This window comes from Alteromonas sp. MTD1, from assembly GCF_042848195.1.
GTDB lineage: Bacteria > Pseudomonadota > Gammaproteobacteria > Enterobacterales > Alteromonadaceae > Alteromonas.
In genome coordinates this window covers 18,072-44,459 of sequence record NZ_BTGG01000014.1, presented here as the reverse complement: position 1 = coordinate 44,459, position 26,388 = coordinate 18,072, and the positions used below count along the sequence as shown (strand labels likewise).

Here is a 26,388-nt window from a genome sequence, read left to right as displayed (position 1 = left end):
GGTGATGGATAAATTGTTAACTTGCCAACCCGACGAGTTTAAAAAACACTTTACAATAACCAGCCCTTTGTCTGGCCAAGTCATTGAGCTCCAAAACATAAACGATAAGCTTTTACGTAATGGGTTCATGGGCCCCGGCGCAGCCATAAGCTCTACTGCAAGTGTTATCAAAGCGCCCTTCGACGGTATTGTATTAAATGTATCGCCCCTCGATTACGCCATCGAAATAAAATCGTCGGTAGGCTTAAAATGTCGAATCAAATTCGGCGAAGACACCCATCACTTAATGGGTGAAAAATTTACCTGTGCATTAAATAAGGGCGTGCGTTTCGCGAAGAACGACACATTATTTACGGTTAATACTGGATGGTTGAAGCAGAAAGGTGTGTCGAATGTTTGTATAATGACAGTAGCGAACGTCAAGGCGCTTATTGGCGTTCTACCTACAACCGCAAAATACGTTGAGGCGGGCGAAGACGCATTGCTTTCGCTTTATCTATAATTGCGTTATCTCGCACTCAGCGAAAACCGATAATGATTAACTAACAACAAGTAGTATGGATAATATTCAATGAGTACAGTCCTGTATGGAATCCCTAACTGCGACACCATTAAAAAAGCAAAAAAATGGCTAGCAGATAACAACGTTACTTTTACATTTCACGATTATAGAAAAGACGGTATTAGTGCCGACTTTTTAAAGCAAGCTGAAGCTGAGCTTGGATGGGAAGTTATGCTAAATAAACGCGGAACGACGTTTAGACAGCTAGACGAGGCAGAGAAAGCATCAATAGATAAAAACAAAGCGCTAGCACTTCTTGAGCTTCACCCCGCCATGGTTAAACGCCCCATACTGCATCACGACAATGCCTTTCACATCGGCTTTAAACCCGCTCAGTACGAGGAAATATTTTGTTAAACGACTCGGTTATTGATATTGCAAAAAACTTGATAAACCGCCGCTCGGTTACCCCTGAAGACGCTGGCTGCCAAGACGCCATGAAGGACTTTTTAGGTAGTCTAGGTTTCAACAACGAGACCATGGTGTTTGAAGATACGACTAACCTATGGTCAAGACGTGGTAGCCAAGGCCCACTTTTTTGTTTCGCAGGACACACAGATGTAGTACCGAGTGGACCTGAAGACGCATGGCAGACGCCACCATTTGTGGCTAACGAAAAAGATGGCTACCTGCATGGCCGTGGCGCAGCTGATATGAAAGGTAGCCTTGCAGCTATGCTTGTTGCAACCCGAGAGTTTGTGACTAAGTATCCTGACCATAAAGGCAGCATTGCGTATTTGATCACCAGTGATGAAGAAGGTCCATTCATTAACGGCACTACCCGTGTTATCGACACACTTGAAGTGCGCAACGAGAAAATAGACTGGTGTGTGGTGGGTGAACCATCATCCACAGACGAAGTGGGCGATATTGTAAAAAATGGACGCAGAGGCTCATTAACCGGTGATTTAGTGGTTAAAGGTGTTCAAGGTCACGTCGCCTACCCTCACCTTGCTAAGAACCCTGTGCACCTTGCGGCGGCTGCCTTAGACGAACTTGCAAAGTCGCATTGGGATAACGGTAACGACTTTTTCCCACCTACCAGTTTCCAAATATCTAATATTCACGGCGGCACGGGAGCAGGTAACGTTATTCCCGGTGAATTGCACGTTTGTTTTAACTTCCGTTTTTCAACCGAAGTGACCGACCAAATACTCATAGACCGTGTACTCGCTATTTTAGATAAGCACGGCTTAGACTATGACATAAAGTGGACTTTTAACGGACAGCCATTTCTAACCGATACTGGTGCATTACTTGAAGCAACGCAAGGTGCAATTGAAGCGGTGAAAGGAACTCCTACAGTACTCTCTACTGCCGGCGGCACCTCTGATGGACGTTTTATAGCGCCTACTGGAGCACAAGTTATAGAATTAGGGCCTGTAAATGCCACCATTCACAAAATTGACGAGTGCGTAAAAATGGCTGACCTAGAACTGCTCGCAGATATGTACTTCGGCATTCTAGAGCGCCTGCTGGCAAAGTAATGCGCCGTATTAAAGACACCCAATGGTTAGGCCAGCACAATGACTATCTTGTTGATGCCGGCATCAATGATAAGCTGCATCCTGATGTATTTGAACGCTTCAAGGCAATGCAACAAGCAGCAAAAAGTGACGGGATAGATCTGCAGCTAGTAAGTAGCTACCGCAACTTTGACCGCCAGCTAGCTATTTTTAATAGAAAATGGCGCGGAGAAGCCCCTATACTTGATGAAAATAGCCAACCACTGGTTTCTAGCGCGCTAAGCAACACTGACAAACTACATGCTATCTTAATGTGGTCTGCCCTCCCTGGAGGCAGCCGTCATCACTGGGGTACCGATTTCGATGTGTATGACAAATCGTCGGTTGAAAACTGGGATGGACACTTTAATTTGGTGGAAAGTGAATACGAAGAAGGCGGGCCATGCTATTCCCTTGCTTCTTGGCTTGAGGAAAACATGGCAAGTTTTGGCTTTTTCCGCCCTTTCAATAAGCATAAGGGCGGCGTGGCACGGGAGCCTTGGCATTTAAGTCATGCTGATACCGCGTTACAGTTTGAAGACGCTAGAAACGTTGCCGCGTTGGAAAACGCGTTAGCGCAAAGCGATATAGAAGGTAAAACCACTATTCTTTCACTACTTGAAGTTCTGTACCCGCGCTACGTGTTAAATAACGGCAACGGTAAATAAGCTAACAATAAAGTCGTTAAGTCCATAGAGGAAAAGAGTAATGGATGTAACCTGGACAGTAGTTATTATCTTACTGGTACTTGGTGTGATAGTTGGCAATATTACACTGCTTAAATATAGTGCCAAATTTAAATTTCCTACGCCTTCTAAATCGGTTGATGATAATGGGAAAGTTAAAGGAGATAACACGAGTAAATGCCATGTTGACGTTTATAACGCCAACAATTCAGAGCAGAAGAAAAACGGTTTCGATGACGAAGACGATTGGTAGCAAGTGCGTGTTTAAAGCAGGTTATGCTAAACGCCCTGCTTTCGTCGTTTGCTCACAACTATCAATATGCTGTTGAAGCCACGCTAATGCATCTTCTTTGTTTGAGAAAAAAGAGAAGGGTAACGATGAGCCCGTATAAAGCCGTGTCCAAAATTTCTTTTGAAGTTCAAGCCCTTCGGTTTCGTTAAGAATAATAGCTGTAGCAATCAACCCTTTTACTTCTGCCTTATCTACAATATCGTGAGCACTTGTTGTAGCAGCCATAGGCGCAAGGCCTAAGCCATTTACATTAACTAGGCTTGCCCAGCATGGAGATTCTATTTTGGCCCTTTGAGCACCTACTACAGTTTCGTATCTACTCATAAACTCCAAGTTGAATGGACCGATAAGATCAATAAAGAGGATGTTTTGACGAGGGTCAAAAGAAGCCTTTACCTCACCGTGTGCGCCAAACTTACTTGTTTCCATGTTACTAACTTCCAAACACACATTGTACGTTAAAGTATAGGGTTCTATGTGTGGTATGTCGATAATTTAAGCATATGAAAAAGGAAGCTTACGCTTCCTTTTTATTCTATTTAGACAGTGTATGCATTCTGCTTTTAATCAGCTTTAACGGCTTTATTCTTCACGTACTTTTCTAGCCACTGATCTTGCTCCCAAAGTGTGTGAAGCACACTTTCTTTTGCACGATAGCCATGGCTCTCTTTTGGCAGCATCACTAGCCTTGTGACCGCGCCTAAGCCTTTAAGTGCATTGAAATAACGCTCGCTTTGCATGGGATATGTACCTGAATTATTGTCAGCTTCGCCATGAATTAATAACAATGGCGTTTTCATTTTGTCAGCATGCATAAACGGCGACATGGTGTAGTACACCTCTGGTGCGTCCCAATAATGACGCTCTTCAGACTGAAAGCCAAATGGTGTAAGGGTGCGGTTATATGCCCCTGAACGCGCTATACCTGCCGCGAATAAATCTGAATGCGACAACAAATTAGCCACCATAAAAGCACCGTAGCTATGACCACCTACTGCAACGCGCTCTCTATCAATAAGCCCTTTGGCATCCAGTGCGTCAATAGCAGCCTTAGCATTGGCGACAAGTTGCGTTCTAAATGTATCGTTAGGCTCTTCGTCACCTTCACCCACAATAGGAAAAGACGCGTCATCCAATACAACATAACCCTTAGTTACCCAATAAATAGGAGAGCCATACCACGGATAAGTAAAGCTATTTGGGTTTTGCGTATTCTGCCCAGCGCTAGATTTATCTTTAAATTCTCTTGGATACGCCCACAAAATCATTGGGTAACGTTCACCTTCTACGTAATTTGTAGGTAAGTACAAAGTACCGGTTAAATCCAAGCCGTCGTCGCGCTTATAGCTAATAACCTCTTTCTTAACGTTTTGAATACTTTCAAACGGATTAGCAAATTCGGTTAACTGCGTTAACGATTTATCATCTAGGTTTCTAAAATAATAGTTTGGATAATCGCGCTTTGATTCAATTCGCACAAGAAGACGGTTTTCTTCTATATTAAACTCTCGTAAATTTTCATATTTACCTTCAAGTTCTGACGTGTATAAACGTGTGGTTTCCAGTGAATCTAAATTGAGCTTATCCAAAAATGGAAACTGCCCCTCTGGTGTGAACCCATCACCCAGTAGGAAAACACTGTTGTCTTTTACTACAAGCTCATCTTTAAAAAATGCATTCTTCTTCGTTACGAAACTACCAGGGTCGCTGTAACGGTCTTGATAACTGCGGTCTGAAATTATGCGCGCCGCACTGCTTTGGTTAGGACTAAATACATAGGTTTTTGTATTTCGCGTATTCCACCAATAATCTCGTGCAATAGCTAGGCTGTCGTCTTTCCAAATAAATTGATAAAAGCGGTCCTCTGTTTTCAGTAATTCTTTTGCGTCACCGCTAAATGGTGCTGAAAGCTGCATTAATTTGTCGCGATGCGCCACTTCCTTTTCTGGATCACCACCATCTAAGGCCTCTGCATAAACGATAGTGTTAGGCTTATCGTTTCGCCACTGTATATCTCTTGGACCCGTTCTAACGGCCATAAAGCCTTGTGGTAAATCTTCAATTAAAGGCACTGAAACAATCGTTTTGGCAAGTTTCGCGTCTTTGTTGTAAACATTAACTGTGTGTCCGAAACGACGATACGTCACAAGGTAAGAAAACGGTCGCTGATACTCTTGCACCATCACATAATCACCGCTTGGTGAAACACTTACTTCACCGTACATACCCGCTTTACGCCACAGCGCCGCTTTACCATCAAGGGTAACGCGATACATTTCAGCGCGTGCTAACTGCTCGAAATTAGCCTCGTCGTTTTTATTCTTAAGTAAATCTTGGTACGTTCTATTTTGTGCTTTTTTACCATCACTCACTGAAATGGTTGGCCCTGTTGGTACCGCTATACTGGTATCAATTAATGGCTTTCTGTCGCTTGGTACTACTTTTACCAGCAGCGATTTACCGTCAGCATCCCAACTTATTGCATCACCCATATTGGCATTGATTGGCTTGCTAAATAAGCGTTTTGCCGAGGCTTTTTCAATACTTAACACCCACAATTCTACTTGCTGTTTAGTGGTGTGTGTAAATGCAATAAAGCGTTGATCGGGTGACCATTTGAAGTTTGCTAGCTTAGGTGCCGATGGTAAGCCTTTCACCACACTGCTTTTTTGCTCACCGACGCGTTTTACTTCAAGCTTGTTGTAATAGGTAACACGACTACCAATGTTGGTAACGGGATCAATGCGAAGGCCTGCGAGACGCAGCTCCTCTTTTGACAAGTCATCAATAGACTTATAGTTATCGCGAAAGATGAGCACCATGTTATCTTGTGCATCATCTAACAACGTGGCGGGAGCCAGTGTTACGTCTACAAGGTTGAGAATTTCTTCAGAGGGTTTTTGATATTGAAGTGCATCTTGCGCTTGAAGCGGCCCAATGCACAGCACACACAAAAGCGCTAGCCATTTTCCTGGCATGGTAAGTCCTTATGTTTTGGAGATGGTTTATCTAAAGCAACGCGTTTTTAGCGAATTACAAAGGCGTGGTTTTTACTGCTGTACCGCTGATACTTACCATCAACATACTGCCTTTATCACCGATAACTTGGTAGTCTAAGTCGATGCCCACAACTGCATTCGCTCCCATGCTACGCGCTTCATGCTCTAACTCGGTAAACGCAAGCTTTCTCGCGCGGGTCAACTCTTCCTCATACGATCCTGAGCGACCGCCAACAATATCGCGAATTGATGCAAACAAATCTTTAAACACGTTCGCGCCCATCACGGCTTCGCCTACCACTATGCCGTAGTACGCTTCAATTTTATGCCCTTCTAACGTAGGCGTTGTTGACACTATCATAGATAACTCCTTTTATTTTATTCGTCTTTTATACACGAGCTATTGCACGTCTATTAAAACGCCCAAGTAAACACGTATTTGTCTTATTACAATAACGCATCGCGAAGCTGTTTAAGCAGTGCTTGCGCTTTTTCTTCTGAGTATGCCAACGGGGGCTGGTTACCCCAAACAGGCTTAGGCCACGCTACATCGTCTTCAAATCGTGCGACATGGTGCACATGAAGTTGACGTACCACATTGCCAATAGCAGCCACATTCAGTTTATACGGTGAAAACTGCGCTTTCATAGCCTTTGATACATGGGCAGACTCTTCCAACAACATGCGCTGTTCTTCTTCAGACAAGTCTATGATATCTGCCATATCAGCTTTCATAGGCACTAAAATGAGCCAAGGGAATTGACTATCATTCATTAACAGTACACGACAAAGACTTAAATCGCAGACAAAATGTGTATCGTTTTGTAAACGGTTATCAAGCTTAAACATCTAAATCGTCCAACGTCGTAGGCACTACCGTTAGCAGAGCACGCTGACCAATGGCAACTTTTGCATTAGGAAATACAATGGCCTCGCCATCTTGCTGTGCTACATATTCAGCGCCCGCTTCACTGGCCAGTATCGTACCTTTTGCGTAATCCATAAAGTTTGGCGTATCGTCGTCGAAATGCAGCTGAAAATCTTCTTCGTGTCTATTAATGACCTGATTAACACGGTATATGTCTAATGTTTCTGTGTCTATTTCAGGCGTAAAATCATCTTGTGAGATTAAAGACGTAATGGCTTTTTTCGCATCGGCGAACCGGCTCATATCGTTTTCACCAAACGGGCGCACTTTACCAAGTTCAACAGTAAACGCGTGAGCATTGTGCTGATACGATGAGTAGTAGCTAAATGTTGTGGTGGCACTTTCTGAGAGTAGTATGGTTCTCACGCCGCAGGCTGCCAGAAATGCAAGCTGGCCCTTACTGTGCTTTCTTTCGTGAAGGAAAGGATATACGGCAAACTTCTCGTTTTTCGACGCACGTATGGCAGTGTGTAGATCGTAATGGTATCGCGTGCCTTCGCCTCTTGCATAAAAACCAGCTACCGCATCTTCAAGCTGCTTCGCACGTACTCGCTCTTGGTTAATAAGGCCCTCACCCTGTGAATGTGCACCACTAAACAATCTGTTCATGTTTTCTTCTACGAAACGCTCTGCAATATCCATAGCGGGAAGATTACCAAACAAGAACAGCACATTATGTGCAAGAACTAACTCTCCCTTAAGAATTTTTTGAACGAGCTCGTCACAAATCTCAATTGGCGCAGTTTCGTTACCGTGAACGCCACAAGACAATACTATCTGCTTAACCTTGTCGGCATTGCGCTTAGGGAAAAAGCTAATAATGCCTGGTGCAGATATTTCAACGTGAGTGCCGTTATTTAACGTAAACTCAGTGCTATTTGAAAATGTCTCTGGTGAACGGCGAGATAAAGAGAGAAAGTTGCCATTTTCGATAAGTGCTTGCATGAATAAACCATATTGAACAAAAGTGCCTATAGTTTATCGACTGCAGTTTACAAAATCATCTTGAATGGAAAATTTAGAAGAATAAAGGAGGTATAAGTCGTGGTAGGAAATTTACATTTACTTGAGCTACGTGCTCGGCTTTAAAGATTACGCATTCTGTCTTCTAGGTGAATGGCCAATAATAATATCTTGCTGCGTTAGCATCACAAAGTCGTTTAGCGGCACAGCGCGTGAGAACAAATACCCCTGCCCTTGCGACACGCCTACTTCTCGCAATATATGTAGTTGATCGATTGTTTCTACGCCCTCTGCAACCACACTACAACCTTTTGCCTGCCCGATAATCTTAGCGGCCTCAATGATTGCGCGGTTTACAGGATGTTGCTCCAGCTCCATAACAAATGACTTATCAATCTTCAGCGAGTCTAAATCTAAGTCACGTATATACGCTAAATTTGAGTAGCCCTTTCCAAAGTCGTCTACCGAGATTGAAACGCCTAAATACCGTAACTGGTCTAGTTGTTTTTTCACCATTAAGCTATTTGATAACGCAACATCTTCCGTTAGCTCTAACTCTATACGAGACAACGGCATGTTGTAGTGGCTACTCAGTGACTTTAGCGTTGGAACCAGCTGATTGTCGTACAGCTGTGTAGGAGAAATGTTTACTGCCAGTGTAATGTCTAAGCGGTGAGAATCGAAGTTAGCCAAGGCTTTGAAAGCTTGCTCAAGCGTCCAATACCCCAATTCATTCATCATGTTATACGATTCAGCCGCTTCAATAAGAGGTCCTGGGAACAACACACCATCAAGTGGATGATTCCAACGTAATAAACACTCTGCCCCCACAATTTGAAGGGTGGATAAATCAACCTTTGGTTGGAAGTATAGCTCTAACTCGCCGTTGGCTAGCGCTCGTTTTAGGTCTGCTTTTAGCGCAAGGCTTCGACCAGTATCCATTTTGTCTTTTGTTGAAAGCGCAAAATAGTTGTCGTATTTATTTTCTTTGGCTTGTTTTAATGCAGTTTCAGCTCGGGATACAAACGTAGTTATGTCAAAGCCTGTACGCTGAGCGCTCACCACACCCACATTGAAATCGGCAATAAACGCGTTATTTTCATGGTGCATGGGGGTCTTGAAATGCTCAACGAGTCTCTCAAACATTCGACGCATAATCACGTCATTGCTTTCGTTTGGAAAAACAATACCAAACACGTCGCCACTGATGCGCCCTACAGATGCACTACTACCGAAAAGCGATTGAATTCGGTTAGCGATTTCTAGCAAAAATCGGTCGCCAATATGAATACCAAGGCTGGTTGTTACGTCAGAAAACCTCACCACATCTACTAGCATCAAAGACAATGAAGTACAGCGAGACGCTTGTCTCGAGACACTGTCTATAAATGCAAAACGATTGGGGATCGTTGCTAGCGATGTATGAACTTGGCTCATGCATGTTTTCCTTACGCAAACTGCGCCTAGGTACTAAAAACAACTTCGTATATCAGACCATGGTGCATATAAAGGTGCAACGACGGTAACGTATGAATATATATACGGCTTTATAGTTTATTACACCCAACTAAGTGTGATGTGTGTTGTCGCGTATATGAAGCGTCAATTTATCGGGTTTTAGGACGCAAATCAAAACTAAACAGCCCGTATTTACTACAAATTGACGAATTTTATACTTACGTCTAATAATGTAACTGAAATAAAAAAGCCCAGCGCATATCTCATCGCTGGGCTCTTGTTCTAAAGGTATAATATTAACTTTCTACTTTACATGCAGATAGTTTCCAAACACGCTCTACATAATCTTTAATCGAGCGGTCAGATGTAAATTTACCCATTCTTGCAGTATTAACAATGGCCATTTCTGCCCAGCGCTCTTTGTCACGATACGCAGCATCAACAGCGATCTGCGCGTCTGAGTAAGCACGGAAATCTGCCAACACCATGTACGGGTCGCCATTATCAAGAAGACTTTGCTTGATAGATACTAACGCACCTGGCTTACCTGGTGTGAAGTAGTCAGTCTCTAGCCAATCTAGTACTGCTTTAATTTCAGCGTCTTGGTAATAGTAGTCGTATGGGTTGTAGCCGTTTGCTTTCAACTCATTTACTTCTTCAACCGTTAAACCGAAGATAAAGATGTTGTCGTCGCCAACTTCTTCGGCAATTTCAACGTTTGCACCATCTAGTGTACCGATGGTAACCGCACCGTTTAGCGCAAGCTTCATGTTACCGGTACCCGACGCTTCCTTACCTGCCGTACTGATTTGCTCAGATACGTCAGCAGCAGGAATCATCTTTTCAGCTAGCGATACGCGGTAGTTTGGCAAGAAAGCCACTTTAATTTTGTTGTTGACGCGAGGATCGTTGTTGATCTTCTCAGCAACCTTGTTGATTGCATAAATAATGTCTTTAGCTAGCTTGTAGCCTGGCGCCGCTTTTGCACCGAAAATAAACACACGTGGATGCATATCGTAGTCTGGATTTTCTAGAATACGACGGTAAAGTGCCATAATGTGCAGCAATGCAAGGTGCTGACGCTTGTACTCGTGAAGACGCTTAATTTGAACATCAAAAATAGCGTTTACATCTACTTCTAAATCAAGTGACTTGCGAATCTCTTCTGCTAGCAACTCTTTGTTCTCAAGCTTCACTTTCATAAACTGTTTTTGAAACGTTTTGTTGCCCGCAAACTTCGCTAGGCCCTGAAGTTTATCCAGATCGCGTGGCCAGTCATCACCAATTTTCTTATCAATTAGTTTAGACAACGCTGGGTTACATGCTTTCAACCAACGACGTGGTGTAATACCGTTCGTCACGTTAGTAAGCTTACCAGGGTAAAGCTCGTCAAACTCTGGGAACAACGATGACTTAACCAAACGAGAGTGCATTTCTGCCACACCGTTTACCGCAAATGAACCGATAACTGAAAGGTGGCCCATGCGAACCATTTTCTCGTTACCTTCTTCAATGATAGAAAGCTTTGCCTTCATAGCATTGTCGCCAGGCCATTTCTTATCAACTTCTGCCATAAAGCGGTGGTTGATTTCATAAATGATTTCTAGGTGACGCGGCAAGATTTTTTCAATCATACGCGCAGGCCACTTTTCTAGCGCTTCAGGAAGAAGAGTATGGTTTGTGTAAGCAAATACTTTTGTAGAAATTGCCCACGCTTCATCCCAACCTAGCTCTGCACGGTCAACAAGAATACGCATAAGCTCTGGAACAGCAATAGCAGGGTGAGTATCGTTAAGCTGAATAACGACTTGGTCTGCAAAACGGCTCCAATCGTCACCATGAGCACGCTTGTAACGGCGGATAATATCTTTCAGTGAACAAGAGCAGAAGAAGTACTGTTGAATAAGACGAAGTTCTTTACCTGCTTCAGTTTCGTCATTCGGGTAAAGTACTTTTGAAATGGTTTCTGCCGACACATTTTCACGCTGAGCATCTACATAACCGCCCGCATTGAATACGTCCCAGTTAAAGTAATCTGATGCTTCAGACTGCCACAAACGCAGTACGTTTACGGTTTTACCCTCATAACCAACTACAGGGATATCCCATGGAACACCTTTAACGATAGAACCAGGGTGCCATTCTTTAAGAACGCGACCGTTTTCACCGTATTTAGTTTCTACGTAACCGTACAACGACACTTCTTGAATTGATTCTGGACGACAAATTTCCCAAGGGTTGCCGTAGTCACGCCAGCTATCTGGGCGCTCAATCTGCGCACCGCTCTTAATTTCTTGGCGGAAAAGACCATGCTCGTAGTGAATACCGTAACCAATTGCTGGTAATTCCATGGTGGCTAAAGAGTCAATAAAACATGCAGCAAGACGACCCAGACCACCGTTACCAAGTGCCATATCAGGCTCTTCTTCAAGTACGTCTGAGATTTCAACGCCTAGCTCTTTTAGAGCATCACTTGCTACGTCAAACAAACCAAAGTTTTGTAGGTTGTTAGACAACAAACGGCCCATAAGGAATTCAGCTGAGAAGTAGTGCACTGCTCGAGTGTCGTTTACATAGTGGCTTTTTTGCGTTTTGCGTAAGCCTTCCAGCACTTGTTCTTGAATAGCAGCACACGTTGCTTTCCACCAGGCATGGTTGTTTGCTTTGTTTTCATCAGTGCCTAGCGTGCAGTGTAGATGTTTAACAACGGCTGCTTTAAAAGCCGCTTTATCGATAACGGGAGAATTTTGCGTCTTGGTCGCTTTAGCGTTCATTTTGCTTCTCACTCTTAGTGAATAAAAAAGTGGTAACCACCACAATGTGTAATTTAATTACATAATATCTTAAGAATATGACAGCAATATAGCAGTGCAAAACCGATGATGTTGTAAAAACTTTGTTAAAATTACAAAAAAGCGCATGAATTCGTATGTATTCATGCGCTTTTTAACATTCTATTTACAAAAAGGACGGCAGGGTGAATGTTTTTTGAGCTTATTTGATTATTTTTCCTACTAACGCCTCGGCCTCAGAAATTAATTCTTGTAAGTGATTTTCACCTTTGAAGCTTTCGGCATAAATTTTATAGATTTGTTCAGTGCCTGACGGGCGAGCCGCAAACCAGCCATTTTCAGTTGATACCTTTACACCACCAATAGCCGCGTTATTACCGGGCGCATGAGTTTGCACAGCCGTAATAGGCTCTCCTGCTAGCTTGTCGCTAGTTACAACAGATGCGTCCATTGCAGACAATTTCTGTTTTTGTTCTAACGTTGCCGCTACATCTACACGATTGTAGACAGGCGCAGAAAACTTTTGAGTTAACGCCTGATAGTGCTCGCCAGGATCTTTCCCTGTTACCGCCAAAATTTCTGCAGCAAGCAAACATAAAATAAAGCCATCTTTATCAGTTGCCCACGTGCTGCCGTCTCGCTCAAGGAAAATACCACCAGCACTTTCTTCGCCAGCAAAACCAATATCACTGTTAGACAACCCATCAACAAACCACTTAAAACCGACGGGCATTTCAGCTAGTGGCTTTCCTAGGCTATTAGCCACACGGTCTATCATACTGCTAGAAACGAGTGTTTTACCTATTCTCAGCGTTTCAGGCCATTGCGGGCGATGGGTGTAAAGATAATTTATTGCCACCGCTAGGTAATGATTTGGATTCATTAACCCTGCGCTTTTACATACAATACCGTGACGGTCAAAATCTGGGTCGTTACCCCACGCCAAGTCGAAGTTATCTTTAAGCTCAATTAAGCCTGCCATTGCGTAAGCTGACGAACAATCCATTCGCAGTTTGCCGTCTTTATCTCGGCGCATAAAACCAAACTGAGGGTCAACTTTATCGTTAACTACGGTAATGCTAAGGCCATATTTTTCGGCAATACGCGCCCAATAGCCAACGCCTGCGCCACCAAGAGGATCTGTACCAAGTTTTAAATTCGCTTTCGCTATAGCGTCCATATCAATAACCTTCGCGAGGTCATCAATGTATGGCTCCATAAAGTCGTCTTCGCGATACAGTTTTTTCTGGGTAGCGCTTCGAATATCGATGCGTTTAACGTCCACATTCCCATCGGCAATTAATGCGTTTGCGCGTTCTTGGATTTGTTTAGTAACGTCGCTATCGGCAGGGCCACCGTGTGGAGGGTTGTATTTAAAGCCGCCGTCTGAGGGCGGATTGTGTGAAGGCGTTATTACAATACCATCGGCACGCTGTTCGCTACTCTGGCGGTTATAACGTACGATAGTTCGAGAGATAACCGGCGTTGGTGTGTAACCCATGCTGTCGTTATCACTTCGCTGGATTACCACTTCAACACCATTTGCACATAGCACTTCAATTGCGGTTATCATGGCAGGCTCAGACAATGCGTGTGTGTCCTTACCAATAAACAATGGCCCAGTAATATTCTCCTGCTCTCGATATTCCACCAGCGCCTGGCAAATTGCACTAATATGGGTATCGGTGAAGGTATAATTTGATGCAGTTCCGCGGTGCCCAGACGTACCAAATGATACTGCCTCACCAGGCTCGCTCACATTGGGTTTAAAGCTGTAATACTCACTGACCAATTGCGCCACGTTAATAAGCTGCGCACTTGACGCAGGCTTACCCGCTTCTGGGTGTAATGCCATGAAAAAATCCTTATTTAAATTCGAGCTACTTGCCTTCAGATGAAAAACGCGCGACTACGCTTTCAATAACATCTGCTTGATAACCAAGGTTACGCAAGACTTGTTCCAGCATGTTGGTCTTTTTCGCAGTATTGTTATTTGTTACCACCCAAAACGGGCTATCGGGAATGGCTTTAGGATTGGTGCTGCTACCATTTTCAAGTAACGCTTCTTTGCTTGTCGCAAAATAAGTACGGTTTTTACCTTTGATACCCTCAACGCTAGAGAAGTTATCAGCATTGAGTTTATGAGCAGCACTTAATATGAATAAGAATTGATCAACGCGTTTGGTGAAAGTAGACAGAGCATCTTTTGAAACGGCATCAAGAATATCGCGTTTGTCGTGAGAAGCAGTAACGTCTGGGGCCGCCGATTTTGCTGTAGCTTTTTTAATTGGCGTCTTCTTAACTGGGGCTTTTGCTACCGGCTTTTTAACTGGCGTTTTTTTGTTATCTGTTTTTGTTGTAGCGTTGGCTTTAGCGCTAACGTTTCGTTTGGTCGCGCTAGTAGCAGATGCTTCATCGGCCGAGCTATTTTTCACAGATTCCAACGGTTCTACTGACTCAAGCTTTGATTCAGTATGAGTTTCGTTTGTTTTTACTTCGTTTGTTTTTGTTTCGCTTGTTTTCGAAGTACCGAGCTCTGTCGAATGCTCAGACTCTGAGTTACTCGACGCAGCGCCGTCTTCCGGTAATAATAAACGTCTTAAAATCTGTGATGCACTCTCACCAATATGCTTAGTTTGGCTGGCGATGAAGGCATATAAATCGTCATCTATTTCAATGCTTTTCATAACTACTTCCTTTTTAAGAGCGCCCATTATAGACAACACAGAAAAACTACGCAGCACTTAATCCTGCCTTTTACTGAAAAACATCAGTAATTACGCTGCATACCTTTGTATAAAAGTGCGTTAGAACCACAACCCGTGCAATTGCTAGTATTAAAAGAAATAAAGCGTAAAACGAAGACGCTACGTACTAACCTGAATAGGTAATCTACACTATACGTATAGTGAGTGTTTGATCTATTAAGCGCGGCTTTTAAATCGAAGCCACTTTTTAAATACCCGTATCAAGCACCCTTTTTCTTTTTCAACCTTAAGCGGAAAGTAATGCGCCAAGACATCATCGAAATTCAAAACGCACTTAGCGAAAAGATTATTGGAAAAGCTCATCAATTAAAACTTGCCATAACTTGCTTGCTGGCTAACGGTCACCTGCTTATTGAGGACCTTCCAGGCATGGGCAAAACAACGCTATCTCATGCACTATCACAAGTTTTTGGCTTACAGTACTCGCGAATTCAGTTTACCTCTGATCTTTTACCCTCCGATATGTTGGGCGTAAACATTTTCCACAGCGGCGAAACAGATACCAATAAACAGTTTTCGTTTCGCCACGGACCCATATTTAACCAAGTAGTCTTGGCTGACGAGTTAAACCGCGCCAGCCCAAAAGCGCAAAGCGCCCTGCTTGAAGCAATGGAAGAACGGCAAGTTAGTGTGGATGGCGTTACCCATGCCCTACCCTCACCATTTTTTGTTATTGCAACGCAGAACCCAAGCTATCAGTCGGGCACTTATCCTTTACCTGAGTCTCAGCTGGACCGATTTTTCATGCGAATTTCTCTAGGCTACCCTGCATGGGAAGCAGAGAAAGCCATGTTACTGCAACAAGATGGTAATGCGCCGCTAAACCAAATTCTTAATGAGCAAGATTTAACTAACATGCAACGACAAGTGTCTGCTGTACATACCAGCGATGCCATTATTCATTACATCCTTCGACTTGTAAGTGAAAGTCGCGAAAGTAATGACTACCCTAACCCGCTTTCACCAAGGGCGAGTCGTGCATTGTTACAAGGGGCTAAAGCGTGGGCTTATGTCTCAGGTAAAGACTACGTAACACCTGAAGATGTGCAGGCCGTGTTTATCGCTATAACGGCACATAGACTCTCGCTTTCGTCACACCAACTCAGCCACTCACAACAGTCTGGCTTGTTTGATGGTGATAAGCTTAGTCAGAAACTCCTTGATAGCGTTGACCCCCTTGCCGCGTAACAATATCAAAGCGAGCCGGTTAAAAGTGAATTGGTCGCCACACCAGTACTTCCGACACCGTTTCTTCAAATGGTTAAATAAGCGTATACCTGCAGCAAACGAACACCACCTAAACCTTAATAGTATTTTCATTTTACCCACTGGGTTTGGTTGGTCTTTTATCGTGCTGTCGTTGTGTTTGTTTCTGCTTGGCACTAATTATCAAAACAACCTAATGCTGTTATTAAGCTACCTTTGTTTAAGCATTATGTTGCTTACCTTGTTTTATACTCATCAAAACTTCGCCCGACTAGCGTTAAAAGCCTTACCCGTAAAGCCGTTTCATGCCGATAAAGAAGGCCAGCTGCACTTACGTATTGTTTCTCACGAAAATGGTTCTACAACGCCTTGTTTTGGTGAACTGCAGTGCACTTGGCTTGATAGTGAACACGCTTATAAATCAGGTGCGAAGCTTATAAAAAAAGAAAACAAAGCAAGGCTATCCAGCTTTCGTATAGCGTTAGGGGAAGATAAGTCTTCCGCCGCAAAAGAGGATAAGTTTGCAAGCCAAGATAAAAGCAAAAGGCCGTTGCAATCCTTTAGTATTCCAATACATATGCCTAAACGCGGGCGCTTCGAGCTTGGCCGGTTAACCATTTCATGCGACTTCCCACTTGGGCTTTATAAATGCTGGACTCACATAGACTTTTCTCAGCAGGTCACCGTTTACGCCACGGCACAAGAAGGCCCTGTTACCGTTGATAAAGTTGCCGCTGACAACGTGGCTACAAGCACTACGCAGAATAAAAACGCGACGAGTAATGAAGACTTTTACGCGCTATATGATTACGAGGTTGGCCAGCCACTTAATAGAGTGTCATGGAAGCATGTGGCTAAAAGTGGAAACTGGGTGTCTAAGTCGTTTACCTCTTTAAGCCCAAATTCTCATGTACTTTCTTATTCAGACAGCCTAGATACAGAAGTGGCAATTTCGGCGTTAACCCATGCTGTAATGCATTGGACGCAATCCGATCGCACTTTCGGCTTACGCTTCAAAACCATCAATATTTTGCCTAATCAGGGCGCTAAGCATATGCATGAATGCTTGGAAGCGCTGGCCTGCTTTGATAAATCGATGGAAATACCGTTTGGCGCTTCAAGCAACACAGTATCAATTACAACGTCGAAAAAACAACATACTTCAAGAGCAGCGAAATGAGCGAAGTATCTATAGATATGTTTCGTATCGCGGCAATCAAAAACACGCTGTCGACACCTCGTGCTATGGCTGTGTTTTTGCTTTGCATAGCCTTTTCATTTTTAATTTCTACGCTTACCGCGCCACTCATGACATGGGTAATTGTACTTTCTGGCTGCGCAGTTGTTGTAAGGTTGGCAGGGTTGCAACCGTCTTATAATTTACCTACCTCCCGTACGGTAAACCTTTTGGCTATTTTAGCGGTCTTCGCGCTTACCTGGTTTGGCTTTTCCATTGGTTTGCTCGACAGCATGATTAATCTGTTAACGGTGGCATGTGCCCTTAAAGTAATGCTGGTAGATGAAAAGCGAGACTTCCACTTGTTAATTTGTGCTAGCCTTTTTCTGATTGGCTGTGGCTTTATTTCGTCGCTAAGTGTATTCGCTTGGTTCGGCTACACTGCTCTTGTTGCATTGTTATTGTGCTCAACTGCTATTTATCACGGTGCAATGCTGTCTATCAAAACTAGCATAACGTTTGTTGCCGTTCTTATTTTACAGTCGCTGCCTATTGCTTTGTTGCTATTCTTACTACTACCGCAACTTCCTCCGCTTTGGCAAATGCCGACGTCTAAGTCTACAGAAACTGGGCTTTCAGACACCGTAACGCCAGGAGACATTGCCTCCTTGGCCACGTCATCAGAGCTGGCCTTTAGCGCAACATTTGAAGATACAGCAAAGGTTCCTGTTGCCGCAGACCGTTATTGGCGTGCGCTAACCTTGGAACATTTCGATGGAAAAACATGGTCGGTAAGTGCAAAGCGAAAACAAGCAGAAAATCAACTTGCGGTTATGGATAAGCCAACACCGCTTATGGTTGCTGCTAACCGCTATGCTGACGCCACGATATCTTACCAGCTTATTGTAGAGCCAACGCAGCAACCATGGCTGTTCACCCTTGCGCCGTCACTGCCCGATAACACGCTGAACAGCATCAGTGTTAAAAGCCTTTTTGATTACACGCTGCGCGCTAGCAGGCCAGTAAGTAGCAAAAAAGCATTTTATTTTCGATACCTTCCTACGGCTAGCATTAGCAATGGAATCGGAAATTTTGAAAAACAGCTTAATCTTCAGCTGTCTACAAACGGTAATGTGAAAACCCGAGAGTGGGCACAATTGCTTGCAGCACAGTACAGCAACGAACGAGCCATTGCCCAAGCAGTTATGCGCGAGTTTAGCAATAAAGGCTTTAGATATACGTTGTCACCAAATGCGATGCCGACCGATCCAATAGATAGTTTTTTATTTGAAGAGCGTGCGGGGTTTTGTGCCCACTATGCGGGGGCAATGGTGTATGCGCTTCGTGCTGCTGGCGTACCCGCAAGAATGGTAACAGGCTACCAAGGCGGCAGTGAACTCAGCGACAATGTGCTACAAATAAGGCAGTACGATGCCCATGCATGGGTCGAGGTATTAATTGAGGACAAATGGGAAAGGTATGACCCCACAAGCATGGTTGCACCATCTAGGCTAACCTATGGTCTTGAGACAGCACTTGAAGAATTTGGCGAATCTCGCGAAGTTAGCATTTTAGGTGAGTTTGGAAATACCGCGCTTTTTACTACGTTACAGACATGGTTTCAGCAGCTTGATTACTCTTGGAGCAAATGGGTATTGGGTTTTGATAATGCTGCTCAAACCAACATGCTAGAAGATATTGTTGGCGCCCTTACGCCTGATAAACTGCGCATTGTTTATTTAACGGCTATCGGAATCGTTGTTGTTGTATTAACGCTTTATTTTTTACCCAATCGCAACAAACCACGCTTATCTCCCTCCCACCGTATTCTATTTAACGCAATCGCGCTTATTGAAAAACAAACGGGCAAGAGAAGAGAGAATAAAAGCTTGGTCACTTATCAAAATGACATAGCACCTTGCCTACAACTAGAAGCAGCTTCGGCGTTTAAGGAAATATGTTCTCGCTTTGAGAAAATTCATTATACTGCCCAGAGCGGATATAAAAACACCCAGAGCGGATATGCAAGTAAGCAAAGCGAGAATAAACGTGAAGTACAGTTGATGAAAAAACACCTATTACTACTTCGCAAGTCGCTAAGGCGCTAGAACGCCAATAGCGACACATAGTTAAAGCAGCATAAAAGCAGGAAATCAGAAAAGCCAGGCTACACCGGCACCAACAAAGTTATCGCTATCGTTATTTAGCGCAACGCCTGCACTGAAATCTAGTTGGATCCTGTCTTCAAACAAATAGGTAAGCCCTGCATCAAATACCGCTGTTGAAGGTTCATCACCATAAGGCTTCGATGCAAACAGCTCTACAAAACTTCCAAGCTTTTCACTGTGAGAAAAATTCAAGCCCAGCGCCACCTGCACATCATGAATTCGCCCCTCGTTGGCTTCGAATGACGACATATTTACATTACCAAATGCTGAAATACTGTCGTTTATATTCGCATCCCAAAGCAAGCCGATTAAAGGGTCTACATTATTAGACGTCGTACCTTTTGTGCCCACCGGTAGCGACACTAACGCAAGCGCACTTAAATTCCAGCTATCAGACTCCACTATACTGTATTTACCACCTGCAGAAACATCACTGAACGACCATTCAGCCTGTTCTCCATCTGCATCTGAAAGTACAGCGCCATTTGAAATAATGTCCCACTCTAGCTTATCAGTAATACCGCCTCTCAAGGTCAGTTGTGGAACAGCCAAGGCGCTCGGCTTGTTGCCATCGCGTCTGAAATTAGATTGAACACCCATTTCTAGAATATACTGACCGGGATTAACTGTGTATGTCCCCGTAGCAATACCTGGCCTATCTGGTTGAATGGTTTCATTTGCCAGTAGTGGCAAACTTAATATCGTGCTGGCGGTAAAAGTGATACCTAACAGTGAGGTGCGAGTTGACGTAAAAACCATATAGGCTTCCTATAATAAATCTTTCAAATATTGTGTTGAACATAAGCATAATGCGTGTTCGGTGGTGAAAAAGTAGCAATAAAGCTAGTGCTCAGCATCTACTTTTACCCAAATTTTACTTCTTACGTTTATCAACGCGCTTTGCTGTTAAACATCAGTTTTCTACGTAAGCCACAAAAAAAGCCGGTCATAAGACCGGCTTTTTAGTGTTCTTTGAAGCGTTAGCTAACGTAGTGCTAGCTAACGTTCGCAAAGGCTGGTTACTTAGCAGCTTTACGTGCTTTTGCTTCTTCAATTACTTTGTCTGCTACGTTCTGAGGACATGCTGAGTAGTGGCTGAATTCCATAGAGAACTGACCACGACCAGATGTAATAGTACGTAGGTGACCGATGTAACCGAACATTTCAGATAGAGGTACGTCAGCCTTGATGCGAACGCCAGTAGCACCAGCTTCTTGGTCTTTGATCATACCACGACGACGGTTAAGGTCACCGATTACGTCACCAACGTTGTCTTCTGGGCTGAATACGTCAACTTTCATCACAGGCTCAAGAATTTGAGGACCTGCTTTTGGCATTGACTGACGGAATGCACCTTTCGCTGCAATTTCAAACGCGATTGCTGATGAGTCAACTGCGTGGAAACCACCGTCGTAAAGCTCAACTTCAACGTCTAGTACTGGGTAACCTGCTAGAGGACCTACTTCCATCATACCTGCGAAACCTTTTTCGATTGCAGGGAAGAACTCTTTAGGTACGTTACCGCCCACAACAGTAGATGTGAACTTGAAGCCAGAGTTAGTTTCGCCCGGACGGATGCGGTAATCAATCTTACCGAACTGACCAGAACCACCAGACTGCTTCTTGTGCGTGTAGCTGTCTTCAACCGCTTGCGTGATAGTTTCACGGTATGCAACCTGAGGCTGACCAACTTCTAGCTCAACGCCGTATGTACGCTTCAAGATATCAACTTTGATGTCAAGGTGAAGCTCACCCATACCTTTAAGGATAGTTTCGCCTGAATCTTCGTCAGTTTCAACTTGGAAAGATGGATCTTCTGCTACTAGTTTACCGATAGCGATAGACATCTTTTCGTTAGCGCCTTTATCTTTTGGCTTAACAGCAATCGAGATTACTGGCTCAGGGAAGATCATTGGCTCTAGTGTACAAGGGTGCTTAGGATCACATAGTGTGTGACCAGTTTGAACGTTCTTCATACCAACAACAGCTAGGATGTCACCAGCTTGTGCTGAAGTAAGTTCAGTACGTTCGTCAGCGTGCATCTCAACCATACGGCCGATACGCTCAGTCTTACCCGTTGCACTGTTAAGAATAGTGTCGCCTTTGTTAAGTTTACCAGAGTAGATACGGATAAACGTAAGGGCACCGAAACGGTCGTCCATTATTTTGAACGCAAGTGCACGGAACGGCTCGTCAACAGATACTGTTGCAACTTCACCTGTAGGCTCACCAGTTTCTTCGTCAGTTAACTCTTGTGGGTCAACTTCTGTTGGAGAAGGTAGGAAATCTACAACCGCATCAAGTACTAGCTGAATACCTTTGTTCTTAAATGCAGAACCACAGTATGTTGGGAAGAAAGACATATCGCGAGTACCTTTACGGATACAACGCTTGATGTCTTCTAGAGACGGCTCTTCACCATCCATGTAAGCCATCATTAGGTCGTCGTCTTGCTCAACAGCAGTTTCGATTAGTTGCTCACGGTACTCGTTAGCCTTTTCAACCATATCTGCTGGAATATCTACAACTTCGTAGTTCTCAGGAAGACCTGAATCGTCCCAAATGTACGCTTTCATGTCTAGAAGGTTAACAACACCTTTGAAGTCGTCTTCGATACCGATTGGAAGTGTCATTACTAGTGGGTTAGCAGCAAGTACTTTCTTAACTTGGCCAACAACACGGTAGAAGTCTGCACCCATGCGGTCTAGTTTGTTAACGAAAATTACACGTGCAACTTCTGATTCGTTAGCATAACGCCAGTTGGTTTCTGACTGAGGCTCAACACCACCAGAACCACAGAATACACCGATACCGCCGTCTAGTACTTTAAGTGAACGATATACTTCAACTGTAAAGTCAACGTGTCCCGGAGTATCGATGATGTTCATTCGGTGATCTTTCCAGAAACAGGTCGTTGCCGCTGACTGGATGGTAATACCACGCTCAGCTTCCTGCTCCATGAAGTCAGTAGTTGATTCACCATCGTGAACCTCACCAGTTTTATGGATTTTACCAGTAAGCTTCAAGATACGTTCTGTTGTGGTAGTTTTACCCGCGTCTACGTGGGCGAAAATACCAATGTTTCTGTATAAAGATAAGTCTGACATTAGTTCACTTTCATTGGTTCAGAGTAAAAAAACGGCCGGATTATAAAGGATTTTTGTACCAGATTTACACCTTTTTTAGCATAAACCTCAAATTCGTTTGCTAAAATCCGCACCACCATCAATTCTTTTCTATAAGTATCAACAACTTAAAAGCTCATGACACTTTTTTTGAAAAATAACAAAATCACACCTCATCTTTTGAAGTGCGAACAATTGTTACTGTAACTTCATCTCTGTCGTGGTAGAGATGCCTCACCTTTACCGCAAATGCATCTTCTAACGCATTTAAACGGCTTTTTAGCAACGTCATGGCTTCAATCACAGTTTCATAACGTTGTTTCATAGGTAGCTTCAAGTTGAAAATCGCGTGCGTTGCCCAGTGTTTAACCAGCCAGTCACCCATCAACTTTGCTACCCTATCGGGTTGCTCTATCATATCACATACAAGTAAATCTACACGACCAAATTGTGGCCGATACGTAAATCCGTCTGCAGCATGATGCTCAACTAACCCTGTACTCATTAAACTGTCTGCCACAAGACCATTATCGATAGCCTCTACGTACATTCCTCGCTTAACCAGTTGATATGTCCAACCACCCGGGCACGCCCCCAAATCAACTGCTCGTCCGCCCGTTCGAAGCACTTGTTCCTGCTGTTTTGCGCTCAGCATATTCACTAATGCGTCTTCGAGTTTAAGGGTAGAACGACTTGGCGCATCGCTAGGAAATTTCAGTCTGCATATACCCAAATGGTCGCTACTTGCAAAATCAGGCAAAGTATAGCCAATATGGCACACTTCAAACGACTCAAAGAAAATATGCAGCTTTGGTTTTCCGTTGTTTTCTTTGGCGGTTAACCAGTTAGCCTTTCGCAAGGCTTGTCGAAGCGGCACCGTAAACTTACGGCAGAACTTCGCCAAGGTCTTTCCATCTTCGGTGTCAGGATATTCAACGTCTATGGCGCCAAAAATTGAATGTGGTTTTTCAACCTCTTTAAGGGCATCGAGCACTTGTCCTACGCGGTCTTCTTTTTCTATATCACTCATACTGGTAAACACTGCCACCAGCTGTCGAGGAAAAATAGATTCATGCACAGCAAACTGCGTGAGTGTACTATCTAATTGTGATGCATCGTAAAGATGATAATGTACAAACCCGCTGTTTTTCTTTGACACCGGATAACCAAAATAACCGGCTTCACCGTAACGCGTTGTTAACTCATTGGCGGTGTCGTTTTCATATCCCGGTCTACAATACGCTAAAATACTACTTGTCATTGTCTGCCTTTTTCACTTGTGGACTGCGAAGCAACGCAAACGCAAGCATGCCCCACCCAGCAATAAAAGATACGCCACCCATTGGCGTAATAGGGCCGAGCCATTTAAAGCCGGTTATCGCAAGTGCGTATAAACTGCCCGAGAACAATACACACCCCATAATAAATGCTATTGCAACGCGTTTAAGCCATACCACTTGTACATAGCCTGAAAGCGCAGGTAGTACTAAAACGCCTAGTGCATGATACATCTGATAACGCACACCAATTTCAAATGTGTTCAAGCTAGCGACTGACAGTACATTCTTTAAACCGTGGGCGCCAAAAGCACCAAGTATAACGCTGGTAGCGGCAAGTATGGCGCCAAGGAAAAGCAGCACAGGTGCTAATGCCTTAATTTTATTCGTCGATGCTCTCATCTGTTCACTCTCGTACATATCTTTAACACCGTTTTAGATAGACGGTATTGGCATATTATTTTAGGGATTTTTTAGGTGTTTGTTTCGGATATTTGTTTTAAGTGTTTTGCACAAAAAAGGCATGTATTAATTTCGCAGCACTTTCTAAATGCTGTTGATGAGTTAGCCCACTGGCCTTACGCGGTTTCAAGCTGTGATCTCCATCAGCGAGAAACTCGCACTGAATTGTGCTTGCCAGTGAATATTCACGCACCTCTGTTTGCGTTCCAAACGTGTCTCTTTCGCCTTGAACAATGAGCATGGGCTTCTTCATGCTCTCAAGGTGTGCGGTGCGTGTTTTTTCAGGTTTGCCCGGCGGATGAAACGGATAACCCAATGCAACGCAGCCATTAACATGTTCATTACTATCAACAAGCATACTTGCCATACGGCCGCCCATTGATTTGCCGCCTACGAACGTTGGAAGCGCATCAGATTTAGACACTACATGGTCTATCACGCTTTCAAAATGTGCCAGTAACTTATCGGCTTTATCAGGCGGTCTACGCTTTCCTGTTTCATTTATTGTTTGCATGTATGGAAAATTGAAAAGCACCACGTCAATATGCTGGTCATTAAGCAACGTTGCCATTGTTTGCATAAAGTCATGTTCTTTACCGGCGCCCGCACCATGCGCTAATACAAGTCGTGCAATGGGCGCTGTAGCTTTGTGTATTTCAATATCAAACATCGTCTTGCTCTTCTTCTACTAGTGCTAGGATCCATTCTCTAAATGCTGCAATTTTGCCTAATTCAGCTTGAGACTCTTCACACACAAGATAGAAAGCGTCTCTACTTTCAACACGCTCTTCAAAGGGCATGACTAATCGTCCTGCTTCAATTTCAGGGCGCGCTAGTACCGTATTACCAAGGGCAATACCCTGCCCTAATGCTGCAGCTTGCAACACCAACATAGAGTGGCTAAACACTGGCCCTTGATTTACGTTAACACCTACTACATTGACTGCCTTTAACCAGTTTTTCCATGCTGCACGGCTTAAATCGTGTAGCAAAACGTGGTGACGTAAATCAGCAAGGCTTGATAACGGCTTTGGGCCTTGAAACAAAAGCGGCGAACAAAGCGGTGTTAGAAACTCTCGGTGAAGCTGATCGGCTTGAAGCCCAGCCCAGCGACCTTTACCGTAATAAATTGCCACATCAACGTCGTCTTCTAAGAACCCTTCGTCAAAGTCTACTGCTTTGATTCGCACATCAATATCAGGGTGCGCCAAACTAAACTTGTGAATGCGTGGCACTAACCATTGGCTGGCAAAACTAGGAGGCATAGCAACGGTGATGGCACCTTTACTGCCTTTAGCCAATAGCTTCTCGGTGGCCTCTTGAAGATGCTTAAAAATGTCTTTCAATTCTAAAAAGTACGCCTGACCTTCTTCCGTCAATAACAACGTTCTGTTTCGACGCAAAAACAATTTCATTGAAAGGTAATCTTCGAGGGCTTTTATCTGATGGCTAACTGCCGCTTGGGTTACAAAAAGCTCATCTGCTGCTTTAGTAAAACTCAAATGGCGAGCAGCGGCTTCAAAGGCTTTTAACGCATTCAGAGGAGGTAAACGTCGATGCATGTAGCGAACCTAGTTGGCGTGATTAAAGGAATCAATGTGGTTTGTATTATTGCGCGCAAAAGTATAACACGAGCAATACTTAATAAAATTTCATTCTCAATAAAATTGCTTATCCATGAAAAGGTGGCAGTGAACTCTCTTATTCGTTTTAGAAATCTGTCAATCTATGGGTTTCACACCATCCGCCAAGCACATGCACGACCGCACACCTTCCCCCAAGAACGAGAGTGAATTTATAACAATAAAATCAATTACATAAAAATGAAACATCAGCACTTTGAAATGTTAAAGACTACAGGTTATTGCGTTAAATGGTAGTTAGTGTTGTGACCGCCTTATGAATTGTTACACATTTGCAATATTTGAATTAGTTTTTCTAATGACTATCGATACTTTAATTCGTTGTATTTTTAACCTAAAAATGAATACTATTTACTCGAAGCAGAAAAACACCATTA

23 protein-coding genes are annotated in these 26,388 nt (G+C 43.6%); 8 read left to right on the top strand and 15 right to left on the bottom strand.

The genetic code is table 11. The annotated features are described in order from the left end of the window. The first annotated feature begins 4 nt into the window (after positions 1 to 4). From ACGHAV_RS16750 to ACGHAV_RS16730, 5 genes are all read left to right on the top strand, one after another. On the top strand, positions 5 to 502 hold the full coding sequence (locus tag ACGHAV_RS16750; RefSeq protein WP_390383288.1) for a PTS glucose transporter subunit IIA: 498 nt from the start codon (positions 5 to 7) through the stop codon (positions 500 to 502). A 69-nt stretch (positions 503 to 571) separates the two neighbouring features. Then, entirely contained in the window at positions 572 to 919 is a 348-nt protein-coding gene (locus ACGHAV_RS16745) for an ArsC family reductase (protein ID WP_334015060.1), read from the top strand. Further along, positions 913 to 2,049: a succinyl-diaminopimelate desuccinylase gene (dapE, locus tag ACGHAV_RS16740; RefSeq protein WP_390383284.1), complete on the top strand. Its 1,137-nt coding sequence runs from the start codon at positions 913 to 915 to the stop codon at positions 2,047 to 2,049. Before ACGHAV_RS16745 ends, dapE begins: the two co-directional genes overlap by 7 nt. After that, positions 2,049 to 2,735 carry a M15 family metallopeptidase gene (locus ACGHAV_RS16735; protein ID WP_390383281.1) on the top strand — a complete coding sequence of 229 codons (687 nt, stop codon included), beginning with the start codon at positions 2,049 to 2,051 and terminating at the stop codon, positions 2,733 to 2,735. Before dapE ends, ACGHAV_RS16735 begins: the two co-directional genes overlap by 1 nt. 40 nt (positions 2,736 to 2,775) lie before the next feature. Beyond that, positions 2,776 to 3,006 (top strand): DUF2897 family protein, encoded by a 231-nt coding sequence (locus ACGHAV_RS16730; protein WP_390383278.1) that lies wholly within the window; start codon positions 2,776 to 2,778, stop codon positions 3,004 to 3,006. A gap of 21 nt (positions 3,007 to 3,027) precedes the next feature. Here ACGHAV_RS16730 and ACGHAV_RS16725 read toward each other — a convergent pair whose 3' ends face one another. The 9 genes from ACGHAV_RS16725 to ACGHAV_RS16685 form a co-directional block, all read right to left on the bottom strand. Next, complete coding sequence (locus tag ACGHAV_RS16725) at positions 3,028 to 3,474, bottom strand: hypothetical protein (RefSeq protein WP_390383273.1); 447 nt, start codon at positions 3,472 to 3,474, stop codon at positions 3,028 to 3,030. 134 nt (positions 3,475 to 3,608) lie between these two features. Continuing rightward, positions 3,609 to 6,023 (bottom strand): prolyl oligopeptidase family serine peptidase, encoded by a 2,415-nt coding sequence (locus ACGHAV_RS16720; protein WP_390383270.1) that lies wholly within the window; start codon positions 6,021 to 6,023, stop codon positions 3,609 to 3,611. A gap of 55 nt (positions 6,024 to 6,078) precedes the next feature. Continuing rightward, entirely contained in the window at positions 6,079 to 6,405 is a 327-nt protein-coding gene (locus ACGHAV_RS16715; protein ID WP_334015053.1) for a heavy metal-binding domain-containing protein, read from the bottom strand. 86 nt (positions 6,406 to 6,491) lie between these two features. After that, positions 6,492 to 6,893 carry an HIT domain-containing protein gene (locus ACGHAV_RS16710; protein WP_390383266.1) on the bottom strand — a complete coding sequence of 134 codons (402 nt, stop codon included), beginning with the start codon at positions 6,891 to 6,893 and terminating at the stop codon, positions 6,492 to 6,494. After that, positions 6,886 to 7,917 (bottom strand): succinylglutamate desuccinylase, encoded by a 1,032-nt coding sequence (astE, locus tag ACGHAV_RS16705; protein ID WP_390383263.1) that lies wholly within the window; start codon positions 7,915 to 7,917, stop codon positions 6,886 to 6,888. The genes ACGHAV_RS16710 and astE overlap by 8 nt, the downstream gene beginning before the upstream one ends. A gap of 147 nt (positions 7,918 to 8,064) precedes the next feature. Beyond that, a complete protein-coding gene (locus tag ACGHAV_RS16700; RefSeq protein WP_390383260.1) occupies positions 8,065 to 9,372 on the bottom strand; it encodes a putative bifunctional diguanylate cyclase/phosphodiesterase in 1,308 nt (435 codons plus the stop codon). 317 nt (positions 9,373 to 9,689) lie between these two features. After that, the gene (locus ACGHAV_RS16695) at positions 9,690 to 12,167 is read right to left on the bottom strand and encodes a glycogen/starch/alpha-glucan phosphorylase (RefSeq protein WP_334015049.1); all 2,478 of its coding nucleotides are present in this window, start codon (positions 12,165 to 12,167) and stop codon (positions 9,690 to 9,692) included. A 220-nt stretch (positions 12,168 to 12,387) separates the two neighbouring features. Next, positions 12,388 to 14,040, bottom strand: coding sequence for a phosphoglucomutase (alpha-D-glucose-1,6-bisphosphate-dependent) (gene pgm, locus ACGHAV_RS16690; RefSeq protein WP_390383257.1), 1,653 nt, complete (start codon positions 14,038 to 14,040; stop codon positions 12,388 to 12,390). Positions 14,041 to 14,065: 25 nt separating this feature from the next. Beyond that, positions 14,066 to 14,872 (bottom strand): SeqA protein, encoded by an 807-nt coding sequence (locus tag ACGHAV_RS16685; protein ID WP_390383254.1) that lies wholly within the window; start codon positions 14,870 to 14,872, stop codon positions 14,066 to 14,068. Positions 14,873 to 15,193: 321 nt separating this feature from the next. Between ACGHAV_RS16685 and ACGHAV_RS16680 the strand changes: the two genes are divergently transcribed. Genes ACGHAV_RS16680 through ACGHAV_RS16670 form a run of 3 tightly spaced genes read left to right on the top strand, consistent with a single transcriptional unit; the run spans position 15,194 to position 19,444 of the window. After that, on the top strand, positions 15,194 to 16,141 hold the full coding sequence (locus tag ACGHAV_RS16680) for an AAA family ATPase (protein WP_390383251.1): 948 nt from the start codon (positions 15,194 to 15,196) through the stop codon (positions 16,139 to 16,141). A 25-nt stretch (positions 16,142 to 16,166) separates the two neighbouring features. Beyond that, the gene (locus ACGHAV_RS16675; RefSeq protein ID WP_390383248.1) at positions 16,167 to 17,339 is read left to right on the top strand and encodes a hypothetical protein; all 1,173 of its coding nucleotides are present in this window, start codon (positions 16,167 to 16,169) and stop codon (positions 17,337 to 17,339) included. Next, on the top strand, positions 17,336 to 19,444 hold the full coding sequence (locus ACGHAV_RS16670; RefSeq protein ID WP_390383245.1) for a transglutaminaseTgpA domain-containing protein: 2,109 nt from the start codon (positions 17,336 to 17,338) through the stop codon (positions 19,442 to 19,444). The genes ACGHAV_RS16675 and ACGHAV_RS16670 overlap by 4 nt, the downstream gene beginning before the upstream one ends. Before the next feature lie 45 nt (positions 19,445 to 19,489). Here ACGHAV_RS16670 and ACGHAV_RS16665 read toward each other — a convergent pair whose 3' ends face one another. From ACGHAV_RS16665 to ACGHAV_RS16640, 6 genes are all read right to left on the bottom strand, one after another. Further along, positions 19,490 to 20,263, bottom strand: coding sequence for a transporter (locus tag ACGHAV_RS16665; RefSeq protein ID WP_390383242.1), 774 nt, complete (start codon positions 20,261 to 20,263; stop codon positions 19,490 to 19,492). Between the two features lie 260 nt (positions 20,264 to 20,523). Next, positions 20,524 to 22,611: an elongation factor G gene (gene fusA / locus ACGHAV_RS16660; protein ID WP_390383239.1), complete on the bottom strand. Its 2,088-nt coding sequence runs from the start codon at positions 22,609 to 22,611 to the stop codon at positions 20,524 to 20,526. 184 nt (positions 22,612 to 22,795) lie between these two features. After that, positions 22,796 to 23,890 (bottom strand): 23S rRNA (cytidine(2498)-2'-O)-methyltransferase RlmM, encoded by a 1,095-nt coding sequence (gene rlmM / locus ACGHAV_RS16655; RefSeq protein ID WP_390383236.1) that lies wholly within the window; start codon positions 23,888 to 23,890, stop codon positions 22,796 to 22,798. Continuing rightward, on the bottom strand, positions 23,880 to 24,326 hold the full coding sequence (locus ACGHAV_RS16650) for a DUF423 domain-containing protein (RefSeq protein WP_390383233.1): 447 nt from the start codon (positions 24,324 to 24,326) through the stop codon (positions 23,880 to 23,882). Before ACGHAV_RS16650 ends, rlmM begins: the two co-directional genes overlap by 11 nt. A gap of 79 nt (positions 24,327 to 24,405) precedes the next feature. After that, positions 24,406 to 25,038: an alpha/beta fold hydrolase gene (locus ACGHAV_RS16645; RefSeq protein WP_390383230.1), complete on the bottom strand. Its 633-nt coding sequence runs from the start codon at positions 25,036 to 25,038 to the stop codon at positions 24,406 to 24,408. Then, positions 25,031 to 25,930, bottom strand: coding sequence for a transcriptional regulator GcvA (locus ACGHAV_RS16640; RefSeq protein WP_390383227.1), 900 nt, complete (start codon positions 25,928 to 25,930; stop codon positions 25,031 to 25,033). Before ACGHAV_RS16640 ends, ACGHAV_RS16645 begins: the two co-directional genes overlap by 8 nt. Positions 25,931 to 26,388 lie beyond the last annotated feature (458 nt).

What these genes read in the sequence shown, in the direction of transcription:
- ACGHAV_RS16750 (WP_390383288.1), top strand. Translation starts at nt 5, where the DNA reads ATGGATAAATTGTTAACTTGCCAACCCGACGAGTTTAAAAAACACTTT.
- ACGHAV_RS16745 (WP_334015060.1), top strand. Translation starts at nt 572, where the DNA reads ATGAGTACAGTCCTGTATGGAATCCCTAACTGCGACACCATTAAAAAA.
- ACGHAV_RS16735 (WP_390383281.1), top strand. Translation starts at nt 2,049, where the DNA reads ATGCGCCGTATTAAAGACACCCAATGGTTAGGCCAGCACAATGACTAT.
- ACGHAV_RS16730 (WP_390383278.1), top strand. Translation starts at nt 2,776, where the DNA reads ATGGATGTAACCTGGACAGTAGTTATTATCTTACTGGTACTTGGTGTG.
- ACGHAV_RS16725 (WP_390383273.1), bottom strand. Translation starts at nt 3,474, where the DNA reads ATGGAAACAAGTAAGTTTGGCGCACACGGTGAGGTAAAGGCTTCTTTT.
- ACGHAV_RS16720 (WP_390383270.1), bottom strand. Translation starts at nt 6,023, where the DNA reads ATGCCAGGAAAATGGCTAGCGCTTTTGTGTGTGCTGTGCATTGGGCCG.
- ACGHAV_RS16715 (WP_334015053.1), bottom strand. Translation starts at nt 6,405, where the DNA reads ATGATAGTGTCAACAACGCCTACGTTAGAAGGGCATAAAATTGAAGCG.
- ACGHAV_RS16710 (WP_390383266.1), bottom strand. Translation starts at nt 6,893, where the DNA reads ATGTTTAAGCTTGATAACCGTTTACAAAACGATACACATTTTGTCTGC.
- astE (WP_390383263.1), bottom strand. Translation starts at nt 7,917, where the DNA reads ATGCAAGCACTTATCGAAAATGGCAACTTTCTCTCTTTATCTCGCCGT.
- ACGHAV_RS16700 (WP_390383260.1), bottom strand. Translation starts at nt 9,372, where the DNA reads ATGAGCCAAGTTCATACATCGCTAGCAACGATCCCCAATCGTTTTGCA.
- ACGHAV_RS16695 (WP_334015049.1), bottom strand. Translation starts at nt 12,167, where the DNA reads ATGAACGCTAAAGCGACCAAGACGCAAAATTCTCCCGTTATCGATAAA.
- pgm (WP_390383257.1), bottom strand. Translation starts at nt 14,040, where the DNA reads ATGGCATTACACCCAGAAGCGGGTAAGCCTGCGTCAAGTGCGCAGCTT.
- ACGHAV_RS16685 (WP_390383254.1), bottom strand. Translation starts at nt 14,872, where the DNA reads ATGAAAAGCATTGAAATAGATGACGATTTATATGCCTTCATCGCCAGC.
- ACGHAV_RS16680 (WP_390383251.1), top strand. Translation starts at nt 15,194, where the DNA reads ATGCGCCAAGACATCATCGAAATTCAAAACGCACTTAGCGAAAAGATT.
- ACGHAV_RS16670 (WP_390383245.1), top strand. Translation starts at nt 17,336, where the DNA reads ATGAGCGAAGTATCTATAGATATGTTTCGTATCGCGGCAATCAAAAAC.
- ACGHAV_RS16665 (WP_390383242.1), bottom strand. Translation starts at nt 20,263, where the DNA reads ATGGTTTTTACGTCAACTCGCACCTCACTGTTAGGTATCACTTTTACC.
- fusA (WP_390383239.1), bottom strand. Translation starts at nt 22,611, where the DNA reads ATGTCAGACTTATCTTTATACAGAAACATTGGTATTTTCGCCCACGTA.
- rlmM (WP_390383236.1), bottom strand. Translation starts at nt 23,890, where the DNA reads ATGACAAGTAGTATTTTAGCGTATTGTAGACCGGGATATGAAAACGAC.
- ACGHAV_RS16650 (WP_390383233.1), bottom strand. Translation starts at nt 24,326, where the DNA reads ATGTACGAGAGTGAACAGATGAGAGCATCGACGAATAAAATTAAGGCA.
- ACGHAV_RS16645 (WP_390383230.1), bottom strand. Translation starts at nt 25,038, where the DNA reads ATGTTTGATATTGAAATACACAAAGCTACAGCGCCCATTGCACGACTT.
- ACGHAV_RS16640 (WP_390383227.1), bottom strand. Translation starts at nt 25,930, where the DNA reads ATGCATCGACGTTTACCTCCTCTGAATGCGTTAAAAGCCTTTGAAGCC.